Here is a 19,776-nt window from a genome sequence, read left to right as displayed (position 1 = left end):
TCCGCCGGTCAGGCCCGGCTGCCCTGCTCACTCACCAGCGTGCCGATCTTCTCACCCTTGACGGCCCGAGCGATATTGCCCTCCACCAGAAGCTCGAAGACGAGGATCGGGAGCTTGTTGTCGCGGCACAGCGTGATGGCGGTGGCGTCGGCGACCTTCAGCTCGCGCGTGATGACCTCGCCGTAGCCGAGGGCGTCGAACTTGACGGCCTCCGGGTTGGTCTTCGGGTCGGAGTCGTAGACGCCGTCCACGCCGTTCTTGCCCATCAGGAGCGCCTCGGCGTCGATCTCCAGGGCGCGCTGGGCGGCGGTGGTGTCGGTGGAGAAGTACGGCATGCCCATACCGGCGCCGAAGATGACGACGCGGCCCTTCTCCAGGTGGCGCACGGCGCGCAGCGGGATGTACGGCTCGGCGACCTGGCCCATGGTGATGGCGGTCTGGACCCGGCTGTCGATGCCTTCCTTCTCCAGGAAGTCCTGGAGGGCGAGGCAGTTCATGACGGTGCCGAGCATGCCCATGTAGTCCGAGCGGGCCCGGTCCATGCCTCGTACCTGGAGTTCGGCGCCGCGGAAGAAGTTGCCGCCGCCGATGACCACCGCGATCTCCGCCCCGTCACGCACGACGGCCGCGATCTCCCGGGCGATCTTGTGCACCACGTCGGGATCGACACCCAGGCTGCCGCCACCGGCGAAAGCCTCTCCGGACAGCTTCAGCAGAAACCGGCCGCTCACTTTGCCGTCGTCGCTCTTCTGGGCCTTGGTGGTGGTCATGGGAGATCCCGCCTCTTTCACGTGGTGCACATACGAAGAAGGCCACTGCCGGTGGGGTGTTCGCAACCCGTGCGCGGCAATGGCCTCCTCGTCAGATCTGCTGTCGTCCGTCACACGCCAGGTGACGGCGTCCACGGACGACTGCTGCCGACCCTATCGGGGCCGGGCGTCCGTCGCGGTACGGACTCAGATGCCGACCTTGATGCGCGCGAAGCGCTTCAGGCTGACACCGGCCTCGTCCAGGACCTTCTGCACGGACTTCTTGTTGTCCAGGGCGTAGGGCTGACCGAGGACCGTGGCGTCCTTGAAGAAGCCGTTGAGACGACCCTCGACGATCTTGGCGATCGCGGCCTCGGGCTTGCCCTCGGCGCGGGTGGTCTCCTCGGCGATACGACGCTCCGACTCGACGACCTCGGCCGGCACGTCCTCCTTGGAGAGGTACTTCGGCGCGAAGGCGGCGATGTGCTGGGCGATGCCCTTGGCGACGTCGGCGTTGGGCTTGTCCAGCTCGACGAGGACACCGATCTGCGGGGGCAGGTCGGGCATCGTGCGGTGCATGTACGCGGAGACGTAGCCGTCCGCGAACTGCGCGAAGCGGTCCAGGACGATCTTCTCGCCCAGGTTGGCGTTGGCCTCGTCCACGTACGCCTGGACGGTCTTGCCGGGCTCGATCTCGGAGGCGAGGAGCGCCTCGAGGTCGGCCGGGGAGGTCTTGGCGACGTGCTCGACGATCGCGTTGGCGACGGCCTGGAACTTCTCGCCCTTGGCGACGAAGTCCGTCTCGCACTTCAGCTCGACGATGGTGCCGGCCGAGTTGTCGTCGGCGATGACCGAGACCACGGCGCCGTTCTCGGCGGAGCGGCCCTCGCGCTTGGCGACGCCCTTCTGGCCCTTGATACGGAGCGCCTCGACGGCCTTGTCGACGTTGCCCTCGGCCTCGTCCAGCGCCTTCTTGCAGTCCATCATGCCGGCGCCGGTGAGCTCGCGGAGCTTCTTGACGTCGGCGGCGGTGTAGTTCGCCATGAGTCTGTGAGTCTTTCTCGAAGTCTGGAAGATCGAAGATCTACGGGGTCTGCGGCCTACATGGAGCTGTAGGCCTGTGACCCACCGCTGACCTACGGGTGAACGGCGGGAGCGGACTCGATGTCACCGCTCCCGCCGTCGCACGTCCCGACGGGTCAGGCCTGCTCGGCCTCGGCGGCCGGAGCCTCGGCCTCGGCGGCCGGAGCCTCCGCAGCCGGGGCCTCCTCGGCAGCCGGCGCCTCGGCGGCGGCCTCGGCGGCGGGCGCCTCGGCAGCGGCCTCGGCCGGCTTCTCGGCGGCGTCGTCCGCGTTCTCGGCGTCCGCCTTCTTCTCGCCCTCGAGCAGGTCGCGCTCCCACGCGGCCAGCGGCTCGCCGGCGGCCTTGTCGCCCTTGCCCTCGGTGGCGACACCGGAGCGGGAGATGAGGCCCTCGGCCACGGCGTCGGCGATCACGCGGGTGAGCAGCGTGACGGAGCGGATCGCGTCGTCGTTGCCCGGGATCTTGTAGTCGACCTCGTCGGGGTCGCAGTTGGTGTCGAGGATGGCGACCACCGGAATGTTGAGCTTCCGGGCCTCACCGACCGCGATGTGCTCCTTCTTGGTGTCCACGATCCAGACGGCGCTGGGGACCTTGGACATCTCGCGGATACCACCGAGGGTCTTCTCGAGCTTGATCTTCTCGCGCGAGAGGACCAGGAGCTCCTTCTTCGTCAGACCCGACGCGGCGACGTCCTCGAAGTCGATCTGCTCGAGCTCCTTGAGGCGCTGCAGACGCTTGTAGACGGTCGAGAAGTTGGTGAGCATGCCGCCCAGCCAGCGCTGGTTGACGTAGGGCATGCCGACGCGGGTGGCCTGCTCGGCGATGGCCTCCTGCGCCTGCTTCTTCGTGCCGACGAACATGACCGTGCCGCCGTGGGCGACGGTCTCCTTGACGAACTCGTAGGCGCGGTCGATGTACGACAGCGACTGGAGCAGGTCGATGATGTAGATGCCGTTGCGCTCCGTGAAGATGAAGCGCTTCATCTTCGGGTTCCAACGACGGGTCTGGTGACCGAAGTGGACGCCGCTCTCCAGCAGCTCCCGCATCGTGACGACGGCCATGGCCGCTCTCCTTGATTTTCTCGGTTGTGCCGCGGGAACCGGACGGCTCCCGCTCCTGACGCCCGCTGTGCGCCGAGCCACGAAGGACCGAGGGGCGCAGATACCGGGGATCCGACCGAGGTCGGGGCCCTGATACCGGGGCGTGCGAAGTCGACCCGGTGACCCGGATCGCCAGAAGAAGTGTACGGGACCCGCGGGGTACCGGGTGACGCCGCTGTCCACAACCGGGGAGTAGTCCACAGGTCCGGGCGGCGCCGGGTCCGCGGGCGGGACGGTTCTCCCATGCACGTCAACCGATTCCTGGCCCTGCCGCTGGGCCTCCTGCTCACGGCGACGGCCTCGGCGTCCGGCGCGACGCCCTCGCCGTCCCCGCCCTCCGCCGCTGCCCCGTCCCCGGTTCCGTCCCCGTCCCCGGTTCCGTCCCCGTCCCTGGTTCCGTCCCCGGTTCCGTCCCTGGTTCCGCCCCCGGTTCCGGCGATCGCCCGGTCCTGGCCGGTGGGCACCCGCCCCGCGGTGGTGCGCGGCTGGGAACCCCCGGCCACCCCGTACGCCCGCGGCCACCGCGGTGTCGACCTGGCGGCGCCCGCCGGCACCCCGGTCCGGGCCGTCGCGGCGGGCCGGGTCCTGTTCGCGGGCCAGGTGGCGGGACGGGGCGTGGTCTCACTCGAACTGACCGGAACAGGCACCCCGTCCCTGCGCACGACCTACGAGCCGGTGGACCCCTCGGTCACCAAGGGCGACGAGATCACCCCGGCCCAGCCGATCGGCACCCTCTCCCCCACGGCCTCCCACTGCCCCACCACCTGCCTCCACTGGGGTCTGCGCAGAGACGAGACCTACCTGAACCCTTTGTCCCTGCTCCCCGCATGGCTCGGCAGAAGGGCCCCATCGCGGCTGCTACCGGTATTGGGGGTACCGCTGCCGTGATCACGTGACCGGCGGTGGCCGGAGCCGCACGCCGCGCCGCCAGGGCTGCGCCCTCCACCCGCCTATCCCCGAACCCCCCGCACGACCATCCCCACCGCCGCTTCCGTCACCACGGACGGCTCCTCCACCCCCAGCTCGATCCTCCGCACAGCCGCGTCCACCACCCCCTGCACCAGCATCGCCGCCAGCCGCGGCTCCGCGTGCCCCAACTCCCCCACCGCCTCGACGATCATCGCCACGAGCCCTCCGTGCGCGGCCCGGATCTTCTCCCGCGCCCCCGCGTCCAGCTCGCTCGCCGAGATCGCCACCACGGCCCGGTGCCGCCGGTCCCCGACCAGCGTCAGCTGCCGCCGCACATATGCCTCGACCTTGGCCTCCGGTCCCTCCGCCGCGGCCATCGCCGCCTCGACCTCCGCAGCCCAGACGGGGAAGTCGACCTCGCACAGCTCCTCGACCACGGCCGCCCGCGACCGGAAGTACTCGTACACGGAGGAGCGCGCGAGCCCCGTCCGCTCGGCGAGGGCGGGGAAGGTCAGCGCCTCCGTGCCGCCCTCGGACAGCAGCGAACGAGCCGCGTCCAGCAGGGCGGCTCGCTGCATCGACCGGTGCTCGGCCACGGAGGCCGCTCGAATCCTTGGCACGTCAACCACTCTACGGACGCCGCACCCGCATGGGGAGTGGCTCCGGCCTCACGACCGTCCTCCGACGGGCTCAACGGCCGAAGCTCGCCAGTTTCGCGCGCAATTGCAGCACGGATTTGGTGTGGATCTGACTGACCCGGCTCTCGGTGACCCCCAGCACGTTGCCGATCTCGGCGAGGGTCAGCCCCTCGTAGTAGTACAGCGTCACGACCGTCTTCTCGCGCTCGGGCAGCGTGTTGATGGCCCGCGCCAGGAACCGCCGCAGCTCCCGGTCCTCGGCCACCTCCACGGGGTTGTCCGCGGCGGTGTCCTCCAGCGTGTCCATGACGCTGAGGCCGCCCTCGCCGCCGACATGCAGCAGCTCCTCCAGGGCCACCACGTTGGCCAGCGACAACTGACTGAACACGGAGTGCAGGTCGTCCACCGCGATGCCCAGCTCGGCGGCCACCTCGACCTCCGAGGGAGTCCGCCTGAGCCGCGCCTCCAGCGTGGCGTAGGCCCGCTCGACGTTGCGTGCCTTCTGCCGTACGGACCGGGGGATCCAGTCCAGCGCCCGCAGCTCGTCGATCATCGCGCCGCGGATCCGGGTGATCGCGTACGTCTCGAACTTGATCTCCCGCTCGATGTCGAACTTCTCGATCGCGTCGATCAGCCCGAACACCCCCGAGGACACGAAGTCCGCCTGCTCCACATTGGGCGGGAGCCCCACGCTCACCCGTCCCGCCACGTATTTCACGAGCGGCGAGTAGTGCAGGATCAGCTGCTCCCGCAGCCGCTCGTCCCCCGTCGCCTTGTACGACCGCCACAGCTCGTCGAGCGTCGAGGGAGCGGGCGGCCGCACGCTGCCACCGTCCCGGGCGGCTGGGGGGATCGCCGCCCGGTCGGACCCGGAGGTGTGCTGGGGCATTCGTCGCCTTGTGTCGTTCTGCCGTGATGTGCGTGCGATGGGGGTGCCTGGAGTGAGCTGTCGGTCTGGTGTCGGGTGGTGCCGAGTGGCCGGTCTGTGCCGGAATCCACGTGAGCGTAGCGTGACTGGAGTGTCGCGGTGTGCGAACTCCTTGCCCGGAGCTGTACGCAGATACGTTCCGCTGGGCGCCCCGGCGGGGCACGCCGGTCGCCCTGGGTTACCGGCGGGGCGCGTCAACTGCGGGAATTCTCAAGGGGTTCGACGTTCCCCCGGACGGCCGAACCCCCTCGGTCAACACGGGCCTCGCCCGGCTCGGAGGGAGACCATCGCCTGGCGTGTCAACTTCCAGTCGTCGCCGTGTCGTTCGACGTAACCAAGTGCCCTGAGTTCGTACAGTCTCGCGATCGCGTCGTCCTTGGTGGTGCCGCCCTCGCGGGCGATCTCGTCGACCGTCGCCGCCCGACGGCCGGGAAGCGCGGCCAGGACGCGCCGGGCGTCCGGCTCCAGCAGATCGCGGGGCAGGACCGGGCCACGCCGCTCCGGGGCCAGCTCTCCGATGCCGCCGACGAGTTCGACGACCTCCGCGGCGTCGGTGACGAGCACGGCCTCCCCGCGCAGGAGTTCGTGCACCCCCGCCGAGAGTCCGCTGGTGGCGGGTCCGGGGACACCCATGGTGTGCCGGCCCAGCCGCTGCGCCGCCCGCGCGGTGACGAGGGAGCCGCTGCGGTAGGCCGCCTCGACGACCACGGTGCCGCCGGTGAGCGCGGCGATGACCCGGTTGCGCAGGATGAACCTGCTCGGCGTGGGATGGTCCCCCGGCGGTAGCTCCCCCACCACCAGGCCCTGGTCCGCGATTCTGTTGATCAACCCCGTGTGTCCGCGTGGGTAGGGCCGGTCGACCCCGCAGGCGAGCACGGCGACGGTGGCGCCGCCCGCGGCGAGCGCGCCCCGGTGAGCGGCGCCGTCGACGCCGTAGGCGCCGCCGGAGACCACCACCCAGCCGCGCTCGGCGAGGCCGGCGGCGAGGGTGGCCGCCATGTGCGCGCCGTACTCGGTGCAGGCGCGGGCACCGACCAGCGCGACCGACCTGAGCGCCCACATCCGCAGGCTGGGCCGGCCCCGGACCCACAGGCCCAGCGGCCGGGCGTCCCCGAGATCGTCCAGCGGACCCGGCCACTCGACGTCCCCCGGGCAGACGAACCGCACTCCGGCCTCCCGGGCGACGGCGAGGTCCCGCTCCGGCTCGGCCCGCGCTGCCCGTGCCAGGAGCCCGCCCCACCGCTGTTCGGTCGCCCCGGGCAGGGCTTCCCCGCCGCCGCGCAGCCGCCGGACCACCTCCTCGGCACCGCGCTCGCGCACCCAGACGCCGCCGACCTCGTCGCCGGGTTCGAGGACCCGGGTGAGGAAGGCCCGCGCGAGCCGCTCCCCGTCCGGCTCGACGGTGCCGGTCATGTCAGGGCTCCGAGCGCCATTGGCACACCGCGTGGGACCCCCGTACGCAGTTGCAGGGCCAGGGCGACGTCCCCCGCGTCGGGCCGGTCGTGTCCGACGAGGTCGGCGACGGTCCAGGCGACCCGCAGGACGCGGTCCAGCCCGCGGGCGGTGAGCACCCCGCGCTCCAAACTCCGCTCGGCCTCCTCCATCGCGCCGGTCACGGGATGCCAGCGACTGCGCAGCTCCCGTCCCGGTACCTCGCTGTTGGTCCGCCAGGGAGTGCCCGTCAGCCGGGCCCCGGCACGCTCCCTCGCGGCGCGGACCCGGTCGGCGACCGTGGCCGTGGAGTCGCCACCGGGACCGCGGTGGGTCAGCTCGGCCCGGCTGACCGGATCGATCTCGACCCGCAGGTCCACCCGGTCGAGCAGCGGCCCGGAGAGCCGGGCCTGGTAGCGGCGGATCGCCGAGGGCGGGCACTCGCACAGGGTGTCGCGCTGCGAGAACCTGCCGCACGGGCAGGGATTCGCCGCCAGCACCATGAGGAACCGCGCGGGAAACCGCACCACCCCGGCACTGCGCGCGATCACCACGTGCCCGGCCTCCAGGGGCTGCCGGAGAGCGTCGAGGGCATGGGTGCTGAACTCGGGGGTTTCGTCGAGAAAGAGGATTCCGCGGTGAGCCATCGAAACGGCCCCGGGCCGCGCGATGTGGGGCCCGCCGCCGACGAGCGCCTGCATCGTGGCCGAGTGGTGCGGGGCGCAGTACGGGGGAACGTCGATCAGCGGCCTGCCCGGCGGCAGCAGCCCCGCGACCGAGTGGACGGCCGTGACCTCCAGGGACTCCTCCCGGCTGAGCCGAGGCAGGACGGCCGGCATGCGCTCCGCGAGCATGGTCTTGCCGGCGCCCGGTGGGCCTTCCAGGAACAGGTGATGTCCGCCCGCCGCGGACACCTCGACCGCCGTACGTGCCGACCGCTGCCCCACGACGTCCGCCAGGTCGTGCCCCTGGTCGTGCGGGGCGGTGCCGAGACCGTGCACGCCGGTGGCGGCGCCGGTGCCGGGCATCCGCAGGCCGGCCATGAGCGGGTCGGGCCGGCCCGGCTCGTCCGGTTCCTCATGGGGCACCGGCTCGTCGGCGAGTACGGCGATCAGCTGCCGCAGGCTGCGCACCCCGAGCACGGAGATGCCCGGGACCAGCGAGGCCTCGGCCGCGGCGCACTCCGGCACGACGACCTGTTCGTAGCCGGCGTCCGCCGCGGCCAGCACCGCGGGGAGGATCCCGCGGACGGGGCGGACCCGTCCGTCGAGGCCCAGCTCCCCGATCATCACGATGTCGGCGAGCACTCGCGGGTCGATCCGCTCGGCCGCGCCGAGCACGGCGCTGGCGATGGCGAGGTCGAAGCCACTGCCGGCCTTGGGCACGGAGGCGGGGCTGAGGCCGACGGTGAGTTTCTTCTGCGGCCATTCACCGCCGGAGTTCACCACCGCGGCCCGCACCCGGTCCCGGCTCTCGCTCAGGCTCTTGTCGGGCAGCCCCACCAGCGTGAACGCCGCCACTCCGGGCTCCAGGTCGGCCTGGACCTCGACCACCACGCCTTCGACGCCGACCAGCGCCACCGAGCAGGTGCGTGCGAACCCCATCTCAGGCCACCCCCCGCACATGCTCGACGAGGGCGGCCCCGCGCCGGGGCAGGAGGACGCCGACCAGGTCGATGCGGACACCGCCCGGCGGTGCTCCCCCGTGGGCCTGGATCCACCGCTGGGCGAGGTCGCGCAGCCGCTCGGCCTTCTCGGGCCTCACGCCCGCCATCGGGTGCTGGAAGCCGCCGTCCCTGCGGGTCTTGACCTCGCAGACGACCAGCACGTCACCGTCCCGCGCGACGATGTCGATCTCTCCGGTCCTGCCGGAGCGCCAGTTGCGCTCCAGGACCGTCATCCCGGCGTCGGCCAGCCGCCGTGCGGCCAGCTCCTCGCCGTACCTGCCCAGTGCTCCTCGGGCCAGATCCGTGTTCATGTCGGCACCACCTCCGGCGCCAACGTTCACGCATCCGCCGCACCAAAAAGGATCTTGGTGCACAACTCAGCGGCTGTGGACAACTTCGTCACCCACAGGAAGGACGGTCATCCGCCCGGCAGCTCCAGGTCGCTCTTGTTCAGCTCCTCGATGTTCACGTCCTTAAACGTGAGCACCCGCACCTGCTTCACGAACCGGGCCGGCCGGTACATGTCCCACACCCAGGCATCCGCCATCGACACCTCGAAGAACACCTCACCCTGGACCGAGTGCACCTGCATCTCGTAGTCGTTGGTCAGGTAGAAACGCCGCTCGGTCTCGATCACGTATTTGAACAGACCGACGACGTCGCGGTACTCCCGGTAGAGCTTCAGCTCCATCTCGGTCTCGTACTTCTCGAGGTCCTCGGCGCTCATGGCATGTTCCCCTTCAGCCGTGCGATCCCCCCATTGTGCGCCAGTCCCGTGAGCCGCTAGACGATTTCCGTGTCAAGGGTTACGGGCCGGGCCGGAGGACCTTCGTCGAGCAGCCTGCGCAGCAGCCCGGCGAGTCTGGTCGGATACACCGTCTCATGTGCCTGGGTCAGTTCCCGACACGTCCACCAGCGCGCTCCGGAGACGCTGCGCCGCTCCAGCTCGGTCAGGGCCGTCGCCCGGGGATCCACCCCGGACGTATCGGCCGTCCGGGCCAGGTAGTACCACTCGTCCTGGTCCCAGCGGCGGCCGGCGAACGGGAAGGAGCACCTCCGCCGCCACAGCACCGGCCCCAGATCGACGTCGGTGATGCCGGTCTCCTCGGCGAGTTCCCGCCTCGCGGCCTGTTCACGGGTCTCGTCGCCCTCCACACCGCCGCCGGGCGTGAACCACCAGTCGTCGGCCGGGTCGTCCGGCTCATGGCCGTGCAGCAGCAGGATGCGGTCCTCGGGGTCGAGCAGTACCACCCGGGCGACCCTGCGCAACCCGCCCTCGTACGAGTCGACGCCCGCGTCCGTCGTCTCAGCGGGCACCGGATCGCTCCGGGCGGGTGCCGGCGCGGCCGCGGGCGGCGAATTTGGCGATGGGGCTGTACGCGCCGCCGCCGAGGACGAGCCCCGCACCGGCCACGATCAGCCAGCCGATCGTGCGCAGCGGACCCGGTTCGGAGAGCGTGCCCAGCGACTCGAAGCCGGTGGGGCGCTTGAGCATGCCGTTCATGGGCCATACGACGGCGTCGACACGGGCCTTGACCGAGCTGCGCGCGACCGTGCCGCTGGCGGCGTCGGTGAGGTGGGCGGTGGAGTCGAGGGAGCCCTCGCGTTCGTCGCCGAGCAGGAAGAGGCGGCCGTCGGGGACCTTCACGGTCGGGAAGTCCGTGATCTCGGCGAGGCTGCCCTCGGGCAGATACGGCTCCTCGATCTGCTTGCCGTTGACGGTCAGCTTCCCGTCGGTGCAGCAGGCGACGGTGTCGCCGCCGACCGCGACCACCCGCTTGACCACCGGCGCATTGCTCGCCCAGGTCTTGTCGGTGAAGACGACGACGTCCCCGCGGCGCACCTCGCCACCGTCCACGACCTGGGCGAGGACCCGGTCACCGGCGTCGATCGTCGGGGTCATCGAGCTGGTGGGCACGGTGTACGGCCGGTAGATGAGCGCCGCCCAGCCGAATCCGCCGAGAAACAGCGCGAGGCCCAGCGCGACGGCCACACCGGACAGAACGTGTCCGGTCCGGCTGCCCACCGGGCCACCACTGGTGCCACCGCCGCCGTGCGGGGCCGTACGTGTCGTGCTCTCGCCACCCATGGATCCGCACCCTACCCGGCGGTACCGAGCCGGGGCAGCCCCTCTTCCCCGGCCGGGCCCGCAAGCTTGAGCAAGCGTTTACCCAGCGGATCAGCGAGTCTCGGCCGCCTGCGCGCGCCGACGGCGCCACAGGACCACCGGGACGACACCGACGAGGGCGGCGCCCTGCGGTGCGACCGTGAGGGCGGCCGAAGCCGCCGACTGGGCCTTGAGACCGTCCTGGTCGAAGGTGTCCGGCACCGGCAGCGTGCCCCAGCGGTTGATCGGCCAGGCCTTGACGATGGCTCGGCCGACGACCTCGTCGACCGGGACCATGCCGTGGTTCTTGTCGGACTGGTTGTAGCGGGAGTCGCGCGAGTTCTGGCGGTGGTCGCCCATCACCCAGATGAAGCCCTTGGGCACCTTCACCGTGAACTGGCCACCCTGGTCGTCCATGCTGCACGGGGTGTTGCCCGGGTACACATACGGCTCGTTCAGCGCCTTGCCGTTGACCCTGAGCGGGCCGGTCTTGTTGCAGGAGACGGTGTCGCCGCCGACCCCGATCACCCGCTTGATCAGGTCTTTCTCCTCGACCGACGGCATCAGGCCGATCCAGCTGAGGAAGGTCTGGATCGCGTTCGGCTCGGCGGTGGGCTCGCCCGCGAGCCAGGCGTCCGGATCGTGGAAGACGACGACCTCGCCGCGCTCGGGCTCGGAGCCGAACCACGGGGTGAGCTTGTCCACCAGGACCCGGTCACCCTCCTGGAGGGTGTTCTGCATCGAGTCGGAGGGGATCGAGAACGCCTGCACCAGGAACGTCTTGATGAGCAGCGCGAGAACGAGCGCGATGCCGATCAGGATCGGCAGCTCCTTCCAGAAGGAGCGCGGCTTCTTGGCCTTGGGGGCCCCGTCACCGGAGCCCTGTCCCGTCACGGGGGGCTGCCCGTCGCCGGGCCCGTCGTCTCCTGCCGCCGGGGAATCATTCCCGGAGGTCACAGCGCTGTCCTGGGCCGGGCCGGCCTCGTCCACGGGGTGTCCGCGGTGCTCCTCGCCGTCGTGCCCGGACCGTGCGCCAACCGCCACATCCCCCACGCCAACTCCTTACTCTGTGCCGCTGCCTGCCCCACATACGGCGCAGGCCCACCACTCCCATAACGAGCGGGAGTTCCGCAGGGCTCGGGAGTCGGATCGTTCCGTTCGGATCGTCGGGGGCAACCCTATGCGACCCGTCGGATCGCGCGGTCGCCCCGGACACCGAGTCGGTCACTGAGGAAAAGGTTTGCGGTTCCTTGAGGGAGTTCCAGTGGCCCAGCGGCCACGCGATGACCATGGCGCGCCCCACCACCCCGTCCTCGGACACCGTGCCGCCGTAGTCCGTGTCCTGGTGGGCTCGGGAGTCCGCGGAGTTCTCCCGGTGGTCGCCCATCACCCACAGGCGCCCCTGGGGAACGGTGATGTCGAAGGGCGTGAGCGAGGGGGCGTTGGCGGGGTACAGATAGTCCGCCTCGTTCAGGGGAACGCCGTTGACGGTGACTCGCCCCTGCGTGTCACAGCACTGGACGTGGTCGCCGCCCACGCCGACGACCCGCTTGATGAGGTCCTTCTCGTTGTCGGACGGCAGCAGACCGATGAAGGTGAGCCCTTCCTTGATCTGCTTGACGACGATGGGGTCGTCCTTCTTCGTGGTGGGCTGCTCGTCCTGGAGCCAGCCGCCGGGGTCCTTGAAGACGACGACGTCCCCGCGTTGCGGCTTGGAGCCGAACCACGGGGTGAACTTGTCCACCAGGACCCGGTCGCCGATCTGGATCGTCTGCTCCATGGAGCCGGACGGGATCACGAAGGCCTGCACCAGGAAGGTCTTCAGGACGAGCGCTATCAGGACGGCGACCCCGACGAGGAGGGGGATCTCCCGGACGGCGCTGCGCCTGCGCTTGCGCTTGACCTTGCGCTGGAGTTTGCGTCGCTCCGCGCGCGTGCGGCCACCGGACGAGCCGGCGGCGCGCCGGACGCCGGTGGGCAGGAGGTTGTCCGCGGCGCTGTCGGACACGCCGCGGGGCTTTCCGCGATTACCCATGGGCGCCCGCCGGGTCCGAGGCGGTGCTCGCCTCCGGCACGCGCGCGTAGCCGCTCGGGCGGTGCAGGCGGGTGAGGTGGGCGAAGGGCCAGGCGATCCAGTCGGCGCGGCCGATCACGGTGTCGACGGGGATCATGCCGCCGCCCGGCGAGCCGAGGTGGTCGCGGGAGTCGCTGGAGTCGCTGCGGTGGTCGCCGAGGACGAACAGGGTGCCGTCGGGCACGGCCACGTCGAAGGGCACCGTGGACGGACTGTCGCCCGGATACAGGAACGTCGACTCGTCGACCGGCCGGCCGTTCACCTGGATCCTCCCGTCCTTGTCGCAGCAGACCACGTGGTCTCCCCCCACACCCACGACGCGCTTGATGTAGTCGGCGTTCCCGAAATACCCGGTGCCGTCGAACACGACGACATCGCCGCGCCGCGGCTCGGCACCGAAACGGTACGCCAACCTATTTACGAGAACGCGGTCGCCGATCCTCAATCCGTTCTCCATGGATCCGCTGGGAATCTGGAACGGTTTCACCACGAAGAGGTTGAGGAGCAGCGAAAAGAGCAGGCCGATCAACAGTGTGAGACTGATCCGGCCGCCCGGCAGCCACTGCGTGATCCGCGCCACCAACGCGAAACGCGACCGGTCCTCCGGTCCCTCCGGGTCCGGGATCGCTCCGGGATCGGAAGGGCTGGAGGAGCGGTCGCGCTCCGTCGGCTGAGCTTCGGTGTCCATCGGGGCCAGATGCTATCCGGCCCCGCCATGAACTCCTGAAGGGCGCTCAGTTGTCGCGCTTCTCCTTGATCTTCGCGGCCTTGCCGCGCAGCTCACGGAGGTAGTAGAGCTTGGCGCGACGCACGTCACCGCGGGTGACCAGCTCGATCTTCTCGACGATCGGGGTGTGCACCGGGAAGGTGCGCTCGACGCCGACGGAGAAGGAGACCTTGCGGACCGTGAAGGTCTCGCGGACACCGGCGCCCTGGCGGCGGATGACTACGCCCTTGAACTGCTGCACACGGGAGCGGTTGCCCTCGATGACGCGGACGTGGACGTTGACGGTGTCACCCGGGCGGAAGGCCGGGACGTCGGTGCGCAGCGACGCGGAGTCGACTGTGTCGAGCAGGTGAGACATTTCGTCTGCTTTCCTCGCTGATGCCACAGGTCATCAACGGAAACTAGGAGTTCTGAAGGAGAGTCGTGCTGTCGGGGCGGGCGTCGTGTCCCCCCGTGGCAGGGGCGCACGCCGGACGGCGCACAACAGCGGCCTATTGTTCCACGCCGTCGGTCCTGCGCCAAAATCGGCCGTACGGCTCACCCTCGGGATCCGGGGACCAGCCGAGGATGGAGAGCATCTCGCGGTCCTTCTTGTCGAAGGCCTTGGGGTCGCAGCGCTCGATCAGGTCGGGCCGGTTGGCCGTCGTACGGCGCAGGGCCTCGTCGCGGCGCCAGCGGGCGATCTTCCCGTGGTGGCCGCTGAGCAGCACCTCGGGGATCTCCCGGCCGCGCCAGGCGGGCGGCTTGGTGTAGACGGGGCCTTCGAGGAGGCTGGCCATGGCACCGGGCGCGAAGGAGTCGTCGCGGTGCGACTCCGCGTTGCCGAGCACGCCGGGAAGCAGGCGCGCCACGGCCTCCGTGACGACCAGGACGGCCGCCTCGCCGCCGGCCAGGACGTAGTCGCCGATGGAGACCTCGTAGACGGGGATCCGGGTGGCGTACTCGTCGATGACGCGCCGGTCGATGCCCTCGTAGCGGGCCGGGGTGAAGATCAGCCAGGGCCGCTCGGAGAGTTCGACGGCGAGTTCCTGGGTGAAGGGCCTGCCGCTGGGGGTGGGGACGACGAGCGCGGGGGCGTGCGCGCCGCTCTCGTAGCCGTCGGCGAGGACGGTGTCGAGGGCGTCGCCCCACGGGTCGGTCTTCATGACCATGCCGGGCCCGCCGCCGTACGGGGTGTCGTCGACGGTGTTGTGCCGGTCGTACGTCCACTGCCGCAGGTCGTGCACCTGGACGTTCAGCTGCCCACGCGCGCGTGCCTTGCCGACCAGGGAGACGTTCAGCGGGTCGAGGTACTCGGGGAAGATCGTGACGACGTCGAGGCGCATCAGGAGCCGTCCCCGGTCTCGTCGTCCGCCTTCTCGTCCGCCTGCTCCGCCGCCGCCTCGTCCCGTGCGGAGGCGATCTCGGCGCGGTCGTCGATCAGGCCGGGCGGCGGGTCGATGACCGCCCGCTGCTCCTCCAGGTCGATCTCCGTGACGATCGCCTCGACGAAGGGGATCATCACCTCGCTCCCGTCGGCCCGCTCGACGATGAAGAGGTCCTGCGAGGGCAGGTGCGAGATCTCCGTGATCCGGCCGACCTCGACGCCGTCCTTCGTCACCACGTCCAGGTCCATGAGCTGGTGGTCGTAGTACTCGTCCTCCTCCTCGGGGAGCTCCTCCGGGTCCACGTCGGCGATCAGGAGGATGTTGCGCAGGGCCTCGGCCCCCGTGCGGTCGGTGACCCCCTCGAAGCGCAGGAGGAGACGGCCACTGTGCACCCGGCCGGTCTCGATCGTGAGCGGACCCTTGGCGGCGGGGTCCGTGGCCAGTACGGCACCGGGGGCGAGCCGCAGTTCCGGCTCGTCGGTGCGGACCTCCACGGTGACCTCGCCCTTGATGCCGTGGGCGCGGCCGATCCGTGCGACTACGAGCTGCACTGTCGAAGATCTCCTGTCGTACCTGTCATGCCTGTCGTACGTGTTGCCGTAACGACTGCGGGCCGGGGACGGCCCAGTGGCCCTCCCCGGCCCGAGCCGGTGCTGCACATGCGTCAGCGGACGTGGTCCACGTCGACGAGGTCGACACGGACACCGCGGCCGCCGATGGCGCCCACGACGGTGCGCAGAGCGCGTGCGGTGCGGCCGTTGCGGCCGATCACCTTGCCGAGGTCGTCCGGGTGGACCCGGACCTCGAGCACGCGACCACGGCGCAGGTCGCGCGAGGCGACCTGTACGTCGTCAGGGTTGTCGACGATGCCCTTCACGAGGTGCTCAAGCGCCTCTTCGAGCATGCTGCTCAGGCCTCGGTCGACTCGGACTCAGCCGGGGCCTCGTCCTTCTTCTCAGCCTTCTTCTTCTGGGTGATGGCCTCACCCTTGCCCGCGTCGTCGCCACCGAGGGCCTCGAACAGCGGGCGCGCCTTCTTCGGCTCGGCGACGAGCAGCGGAGCCGGGGCGGGCTCGCCCTTGAACTTCTGCCAGTCGCCGGTCTTCTTCAGGATGGCGAGGACGGGCTCGGTCGGCTGCGCGCCGACACCCAGCCAGTAGGCCACGCGGTCGGCGTCGACCTCCATGACCGACGGGTTGTACGTCGGGTGGTACTTGCCGATCTCCTCGATCGCACGACCGTCACGACGGGTGCGGGAGTCGGCGACGACGATGCGGTAGTGAGGCGCACGGATCTTGCCCAGACGCTTCAGCTTGATCTTGACTGCCACTGGAGTGAGTTCTCCTGAATTGACGTGTTTGGGCACGGCGAGATTGCCGCGTGGGGTTGCGGTACCCGAGTGCCCGATGGACGCGTCAGCCGGAGGAGAGAGGGGTCCTATGCGGCTGTCGAGTACAGCTGACCATTCTGCCACACCCCGCGGGTCCCATTGAGCCGTGGGGTTTGCGGGGCATGCGGCAGCGGCACCCGGCACCACGATCGCCCCACGGCGGCCGTACGTCGGGTGCGCGCTCGCCGGGTCGCGGGGTGCCGTCGGTGACGGCTCCCCGCGCCGGCTGTCGAACCGGCAGCCACGAGATGCCGGTGCGTCCGCGTCCGCGGGTTACGCCGCGCCCATGACCTCCGGGATGCGGAACGGCTTGCCGCAGCCGCCGCACACGATCGGAGCCTGGGCCAGGACCGACGGAACGACCCGGACGTTGCGCCCGCAGTCGCAGACGGCCTTGACCCGGACGCCGCCACCGGAGGAGCCGTGCCGGGCGGCCGGGCCGCGGAAGGCACGGGTCGTCTCGGCGGTGGTGGCGGCCACATGGGCCTTGAGGGCCCGCTGGAGGCGCTCGATCGTCGGGCGGTAGCGGCGCTTGGCCTCGGGGTTGAGCGTGACCAGCGAGAAGCCGCTGCTGGGATGCGGCTCCTCGGGGTGGTCCAGACCCAGCTCCTCGGCGATCGCGAGGAATCTGCGGTTGTGGTAGCGGCCGGCGCGGGAGGTGTCGCGGACACCGCGGGCGGCGGCGATGCCGTGGACTGCCTCGTGGAGCAGTCGCTCGAAGGAGAGCTCGTGACCGCAGGCGGACGACGACTCCCCGATCAGTGACTCTGGCGCGGCAAGGTCCGGCAGCTCGGGGTGGTACCGCTGAATGTCGGCCCACGCCTGTGCCAGCTCTGCGGCGAGAACAGGTGGTGTCTGTGTCGTGCTCACGTAATGACAACGAGCGGGGGTACCGCTGTGTTCCTATTCCGGGGCATCCCAAATAATTTGCACGTACCCGTCAGTTGCCGCTGATGCGTCCTGACGAGGGCGGGTGCGCTGATCTGCGGAGAAGTCTCACAGCTCATACCAAGCCGGTGCGTAGCCCCACATACGTCCCGGCGCGTAGAGCATGTCCACGCGCCGGGGGGAGGAATGTTCCGCTGAGGCGCAAGGGGCGTTTCGGTCGCTCTGCGCGCGGAGGCCGTCGACTCAGTAGGCGCGCGCGACGACCGCGACGTTACCGGGCGCGTCCTCGTCCTCGGGCACCGCCCCGTCCTCGGCGACCAGACACCGTACGGTCGCCGCGTGCTCGGCGAGCGCGTTCTCGCCGTCCGGGCCGAGGGCGGCCCAGGGGATCCGGGCCCAGCCGCCGGCGGTGGCCACCTCGACGGCCTCGCCGAGCGTGGACACGTCCGCCGTCCGGGACTCGCGGCGCTCACGGGCCTGCCTGAGCAGCAGCGCCTGGTCCTCCTCGAGGATCGCGGGCAGCAGGGCGGCCAGCGCGTCCAGGGCGACCGGCTCCTTGCCCCCGGGGATGCGCCGGGCGAGCATCCCCGTGCCGTTCTCCAGATCGCGCGGGCCGATCTCGACGCGGACCGGGACGCCCTTCAGCTCCCAGTCGACCGCGCGCCGGCCGAACGGGGTGTCGGTCCGGTCGTCGACATGGACACGGATGCCGGCCTTCCTCAGCCGGTCGCCGACCTCGTGGACCTTGGCCAGAACCGCCTCGTCGCCCTTGATCGCGAGGACGACGGCCTGGATCTGCGCCAGCCGGGGCGGGACGCGCAGCCCGCTGTCGTCGCCGTGCATCATCACCAGGGCGCCGATCATGCGGGTCGTCGAGCCCCAGGAGGTCTGCCAGACCAGTTCCTGCGTGCCGTCCTTCGACAGGTACGAGGTGTTGAAGGCCCTCGCGAAGTTCTGGCCCAGTTCATGGCTGGTGGCCATCTGGAGGGCCTTGCCGTCGCCCATCATGCCTTCGAGCGTGAGGGTGTTGACGGCACCGGCGAACCGCTCCTTGACGGTCTTGCGGCCGGGCACGACGTCCATGGCGAGGACGTTCACCATGAAGTCCTCGTAGACCCGGCGGTGGATGCGCGCGGCGAAGTCGCGGGCGTCCTCGTAGGTGGCGTGCGCGGTGTGGCCCTCCTGCCACAGGAACTCCGTGGTGCGCAGGAACAGGCGGGGCCGCAGTTCCCAACGGACCACGTTGGCCCACTGGTTGATGAGCAGCGGCAGGTCGCGGTAGCTCTGCACCCACTTCGCGAAGTACTCGTTGACGATCATCTCGGAGGTGGGCCGGACGACCGCGGGCTCCTCCAGCTCCTTGCCGCCGCCGTGGGTCACCACGGCCAGCTCGGGCGCGAAGCCCTCCACGTGGTCCGCCTCGCGCGCGAGGTAGGACTGCGGGATCAGCAGCGGGAAGTACGCGTTCTGGGTGCCCGTCTCCTTGATGCGGGCGTCCATCTCCGCCTGCATCCGCTCCCACAGTCCGTACCCGTACGGTCGGATCACCATGGTGCCGCGCACCGGTCCGTTGTCGGCCAGTTCCGCCTTGGCGATCAGATCCTGGTACCAGCGGGGGAAGTCCTCCGACCGCGGGGTGAGCACGGGTGCCTTTGCCATGGCGCGATGGTACGGGTCCAGGTTGCCGGGATGTGAAATCTCGCCACACGCGCGGGCGGCGCGCAAGCAGGCCTCCGCAACCCCTGGACGCGGGGTCGAGTGGGGAGTTACCTGGCATACGGGAGGGAGTGCGGGCGCACTGACGGGGGCCACCTGAACGGGTACTGCGGCAAACTCTCGGCGGATTGGGGCGCTTATCCATGACACCTACGCTCGTGCGGGAGCACCTTCCTCATGCGGGGCCGGCGCTCCGCGTGGACCTCGGTGCACGCGCGCGTGACTGGTCCGAGATCCAGGAGCGGATGCTGGTCCCGCTCTACGAGGCCGTCTACGAGCGACTGGAAGTGGGGTCCGGCACCCGGCTCCTGGGCCTCGGCTGCGGCTCCGGGCTGGCCCTGCTGATGGCGGCCTCCAGAGGCGCGGCCCTCACCGGTGTCGAGGCACTGGCCCCGGAGCGGCTGGCCCTCGCCAGGCAGCGACTGGCCCCGGAGGCCTGGGGCACGCGCGCGCCGGGCGGCACGCGCCTCGTCGACGGCTCACCCAGGGACGCGGCCGACGCGGAGACGCCCGCGTACAACCTGGTGACGGCCTTCGAGCCGATCGGCTGCCTGGCCGGCGACTCGGACGGGCTCGGCGAACTGCTCGCGGCCGCCACGCCGCTGGCCGAGCGCGGGACGCCCGTGGTGCTCGTGGGCTGGGGCCCGCCGGAGCGCTGCGCGACCTCGTCCGTGCTGCGGGTCGCCACCAGGCTGGCCGATCCGCTGCGGTCCGCGGGCAGTTGGCGCCCCGCGCTGCGCGACGACCTGGAGGAAGTGGCCCAGCGAGCCGGGCTCAGGCCCGACGGCTCCGGGCGGGTGGCCTGCCCGTTCGGGTACGCGGGGGTGGACAGCGCCCTCAAGGGCCTGGTGTCCACGGGCCTGTTCGACGCGGCGATCTCCGCGACGGACCAGGCACAGGTGGACAAGGAGGTGACCGAGGCGCTCCACCCGTACCGGCGCGCGGACGGCACGGTGTGGATGCCGAACGTCTTCCGGTACCTGATCGCCAGGGTCCCCTGACAC

The 19,776-nt window shown here is 70.8% G+C and carries 23 protein-coding genes; 2 read left to right on the top strand and 21 right to left on the bottom strand.

Going from position 1 to position 19,776, the window contains the following annotated elements; all coding sequences use genetic code 11:
• Positions 1-8: 8 nt before the first annotated feature.
• The 3 genes from pyrH to rpsB form a co-directional block, all read right to left on the bottom strand.
• On the bottom strand, positions 9-770 hold the full coding sequence (gene pyrH / locus ACFWJX_RS07440) for a UMP kinase (RefSeq protein WP_073499090.1): 762 nt from the start codon (positions 768-770) through the stop codon (positions 9-11).
• A 186-nt stretch (positions 771-956) separates the two neighbouring features.
• Positions 957-1,793, bottom strand: coding sequence for a translation elongation factor Ts (tsf, locus tag ACFWJX_RS07435; protein WP_383238166.1), 837 nt, complete (start codon positions 1,791-1,793; stop codon positions 957-959).
• Positions 1,794-1,948: 155 nt separating this feature from the next.
• Complete coding sequence (rpsB, locus tag ACFWJX_RS07430) at positions 1,949-2,893, bottom strand: 30S ribosomal protein S2 (RefSeq protein ID WP_383238163.1); 945 nt, start codon at positions 2,891-2,893, stop codon at positions 1,949-1,951.
• 282 nt (positions 2,894-3,175) lie between these two features.
• On the opposite strand from rpsB, the gene ACFWJX_RS07425 reads away from it, so the two are divergent.
• A complete protein-coding gene (locus tag ACFWJX_RS07425; RefSeq protein ID WP_383238160.1) occupies positions 3,176-3,820 on the top strand; it encodes a murein hydrolase activator EnvC family protein in 645 nt (214 codons plus the stop codon).
• Between the two features lie 62 nt (positions 3,821-3,882).
• On the opposite strand, the gene ACFWJX_RS07420 is transcribed toward ACFWJX_RS07425, so the two are convergent.
• From ACFWJX_RS07420 to proS, 18 genes are all read right to left on the bottom strand, one after another.
• On the bottom strand, positions 3,883-4,437 hold the full coding sequence (locus ACFWJX_RS07420; protein WP_383238486.1) for a TetR/AcrR family transcriptional regulator: 555 nt from the start codon (positions 4,435-4,437) through the stop codon (positions 3,883-3,885).
• A 94-nt stretch (positions 4,438-4,531) separates the two neighbouring features.
• Positions 4,532-5,368: an RNA polymerase sigma factor WhiG gene (gene whiG, locus ACFWJX_RS07415; RefSeq protein WP_383238157.1), complete on the bottom strand. Its 837-nt coding sequence runs from the start codon at positions 5,366-5,368 to the stop codon at positions 4,532-4,534.
• A 291-nt stretch (positions 5,369-5,659) separates the two neighbouring features.
• On the bottom strand, positions 5,660-6,820 hold the full coding sequence (dprA, locus tag ACFWJX_RS07410) for a DNA-processing protein DprA (protein ID WP_383238154.1): 1,161 nt from the start codon (positions 6,818-6,820) through the stop codon (positions 5,660-5,662).
• The gene (locus ACFWJX_RS07405) at positions 6,817-8,442 is read right to left on the bottom strand and encodes a YifB family Mg chelatase-like AAA ATPase (RefSeq protein ID WP_383238151.1); all 1,626 of its coding nucleotides are present in this window, start codon (positions 8,440-8,442) and stop codon (positions 6,817-6,819) included. Before ACFWJX_RS07405 ends, dprA begins: the two co-directional genes overlap by 4 nt.
• Position 8,443: 1 nt before the next feature.
• A complete protein-coding gene (locus tag ACFWJX_RS07400) occupies positions 8,444-8,845 on the bottom strand; it encodes a YraN family protein (protein WP_383238148.1) in 402 nt (133 codons plus the stop codon).
• A 77-nt stretch (positions 8,846-8,922) separates the two neighbouring features.
• The gene (locus tag ACFWJX_RS07395; RefSeq protein ID WP_003965949.1) at positions 8,923-9,231 is read right to left on the bottom strand and encodes a DUF2469 domain-containing protein; all 309 of its coding nucleotides are present in this window, start codon (positions 9,229-9,231) and stop codon (positions 8,923-8,925) included.
• A gap of 56 nt (positions 9,232-9,287) precedes the next feature.
• Positions 9,288-9,821 (bottom strand): NUDIX hydrolase, encoded by a 534-nt coding sequence (locus tag ACFWJX_RS07390; protein ID WP_383238145.1) that lies wholly within the window; start codon positions 9,819-9,821, stop codon positions 9,288-9,290.
• Positions 9,811-10,593 (bottom strand): signal peptidase I, encoded by a 783-nt coding sequence (lepB, locus tag ACFWJX_RS07385; protein ID WP_383238143.1) that lies wholly within the window; start codon positions 10,591-10,593, stop codon positions 9,811-9,813. The genes ACFWJX_RS07390 and lepB (ACFWJX_RS07385) overlap by 11 nt, the downstream gene beginning before the upstream one ends.
• 90 nt (positions 10,594-10,683) lie before the next feature.
• A complete protein-coding gene (lepB, locus tag ACFWJX_RS07380) occupies positions 10,684-11,664 on the bottom strand; it encodes a signal peptidase I (RefSeq protein ID WP_383238140.1) in 981 nt (326 codons plus the stop codon).
• Positions 11,552-12,646 (bottom strand): signal peptidase I, encoded by a 1,095-nt coding sequence (gene lepB / locus ACFWJX_RS07375; protein ID WP_383238137.1) that lies wholly within the window; start codon positions 12,644-12,646, stop codon positions 11,552-11,554. The genes lepB (ACFWJX_RS07380) and lepB (ACFWJX_RS07375) overlap by 113 nt, the downstream gene beginning before the upstream one ends.
• Positions 12,639-13,373 (bottom strand): signal peptidase I, encoded by a 735-nt coding sequence (lepB, locus tag ACFWJX_RS07370; protein ID WP_383238135.1) that lies wholly within the window; start codon positions 13,371-13,373, stop codon positions 12,639-12,641. Before lepB (ACFWJX_RS07370) ends, lepB (ACFWJX_RS07375) begins: the two co-directional genes overlap by 8 nt.
• A 46-nt stretch (positions 13,374-13,419) precedes the next feature.
• Complete coding sequence (gene rplS / locus ACFWJX_RS07365) at positions 13,420-13,770, bottom strand: 50S ribosomal protein L19 (protein ID WP_007493339.1); 351 nt, start codon at positions 13,768-13,770, stop codon at positions 13,420-13,422.
• Between the two features lie 133 nt (positions 13,771-13,903).
• Positions 13,904-14,737, bottom strand: coding sequence for a tRNA (guanosine(37)-N1)-methyltransferase TrmD (trmD, locus tag ACFWJX_RS07360; RefSeq protein WP_383238132.1), 834 nt, complete (start codon positions 14,735-14,737; stop codon positions 13,904-13,906).
• Positions 14,737-15,330, bottom strand: a complete 594-nt coding sequence (gene rimM / locus ACFWJX_RS07355) for a ribosome maturation factor RimM (protein WP_383238130.1) — start codon at positions 15,328-15,330, stop codon at positions 14,737-14,739. Before rimM ends, trmD begins: the two co-directional genes overlap by 1 nt.
• 113 nt (positions 15,331-15,443) lie before the next feature.
• Positions 15,444-15,683 carry an RNA-binding protein gene (locus tag ACFWJX_RS07350; protein WP_005479813.1) on the bottom strand — a complete coding sequence of 80 codons (240 nt, stop codon included), beginning with the start codon at positions 15,681-15,683 and terminating at the stop codon, positions 15,444-15,446.
• Positions 15,684-15,688: 5 nt separating this feature from the next.
• Positions 15,689-16,108 (bottom strand): 30S ribosomal protein S16, encoded by a 420-nt coding sequence (rpsP, locus tag ACFWJX_RS07345; RefSeq protein ID WP_383238127.1) that lies wholly within the window; start codon positions 16,106-16,108, stop codon positions 15,689-15,691.
• A gap of 333 nt (positions 16,109-16,441) precedes the next feature.
• Positions 16,442-17,038, bottom strand: coding sequence for a hypothetical protein (locus ACFWJX_RS07340; protein ID WP_086769908.1), 597 nt, complete (start codon positions 17,036-17,038; stop codon positions 16,442-16,444).
• A gap of 261 nt (positions 17,039-17,299) precedes the next feature.
• On the bottom strand, positions 17,300-18,715 hold the full coding sequence (gene proS, locus ACFWJX_RS07335; protein WP_383238124.1) for a proline--tRNA ligase: 1,416 nt from the start codon (positions 18,713-18,715) through the stop codon (positions 17,300-17,302).
• Between the two features lie 200 nt (positions 18,716-18,915).
• Between proS and ACFWJX_RS07330 the strand changes: the two genes are divergently transcribed.
• A complete protein-coding gene (locus ACFWJX_RS07330; RefSeq protein WP_383238122.1) occupies positions 18,916-19,773 on the top strand; it encodes an SAM-dependent methyltransferase in 858 nt (285 codons plus the stop codon).
• Positions 19,774-19,776 lie beyond the last annotated feature (3 nt).

Source organism: Streptomyces sp. NPDC058335 (genome assembly GCF_042723915.1).
Classification (GTDB): Bacteria; Actinomycetota; Actinomycetes; order Streptomycetales; family Streptomycetaceae; genus Streptomyces.
This window is presented reverse-complemented; position numbering and strand designations above follow the sequence as displayed.

Bases quoted from the DNA above. Each gene is read 5' to 3' on its own strand.
- pyrH (WP_073499090.1), bottom strand. From the start codon at position 770: ATGACCACCACCAAGGCCCAGAAGAGCGACGACGGCAAAGTGAGCGGC.
- tsf (WP_383238166.1), bottom strand. From the start codon at position 1,793: ATGGCGAACTACACCGCCGCCGACGTCAAGAAGCTCCGCGAGCTCACC.
- rpsB (WP_383238163.1), bottom strand. From the start codon at position 2,893: ATGGCCGTCGTCACGATGCGGGAGCTGCTGGAGAGCGGCGTCCACTTC.
- ACFWJX_RS07425 (WP_383238160.1), top strand. From the start codon at position 3,176: ATGCACGTCAACCGATTCCTGGCCCTGCCGCTGGGCCTCCTGCTCACG.
- whiG (WP_383238157.1), bottom strand. From the start codon at position 5,368: ATGCCCCAGCACACCTCCGGGTCCGACCGGGCGGCGATCCCCCCAGCC.
- dprA (WP_383238154.1), bottom strand. From the start codon at position 6,820: ATGACCGGCACCGTCGAGCCGGACGGGGAGCGGCTCGCGCGGGCCTTC.
- ACFWJX_RS07405 (WP_383238151.1), bottom strand. From the start codon at position 8,442: ATGGGGTTCGCACGCACCTGCTCGGTGGCGCTGGTCGGCGTCGAAGGC.
- ACFWJX_RS07395 (WP_003965949.1), bottom strand. From the start codon at position 9,231: ATGAGCGCCGAGGACCTCGAGAAGTACGAGACCGAGATGGAGCTGAAG.
- lepB (WP_383238143.1), bottom strand. From the start codon at position 10,593: ATGGGTGGCGAGAGCACGACACGTACGGCCCCGCACGGCGGCGGTGGC.
- lepB (WP_383238137.1), bottom strand. From the start codon at position 12,646: ATGGGTAATCGCGGAAAGCCCCGCGGCGTGTCCGACAGCGCCGCGGAC.
- lepB (WP_383238135.1), bottom strand. From the start codon at position 13,373: ATGGACACCGAAGCTCAGCCGACGGAGCGCGACCGCTCCTCCAGCCCT.
- rplS (WP_007493339.1), bottom strand. From the start codon at position 13,770: ATGTCTCACCTGCTCGACACAGTCGACTCCGCGTCGCTGCGCACCGAC.
- trmD (WP_383238132.1), bottom strand. From the start codon at position 14,737: ATGCGCCTCGACGTCGTCACGATCTTCCCCGAGTACCTCGACCCGCTG.
- ACFWJX_RS07350 (WP_005479813.1), bottom strand. From the start codon at position 15,683: ATGCTCGAAGAGGCGCTTGAGCACCTCGTGAAGGGCATCGTCGACAAC.
- proS (WP_383238124.1), bottom strand. From the start codon at position 18,715: ATGGCAAAGGCACCCGTGCTCACCCCGCGGTCGGAGGACTTCCCCCGC.
- ACFWJX_RS07330 (WP_383238122.1), top strand. From the start codon at position 18,916: ATGACACCTACGCTCGTGCGGGAGCACCTTCCTCATGCGGGGCCGGCG.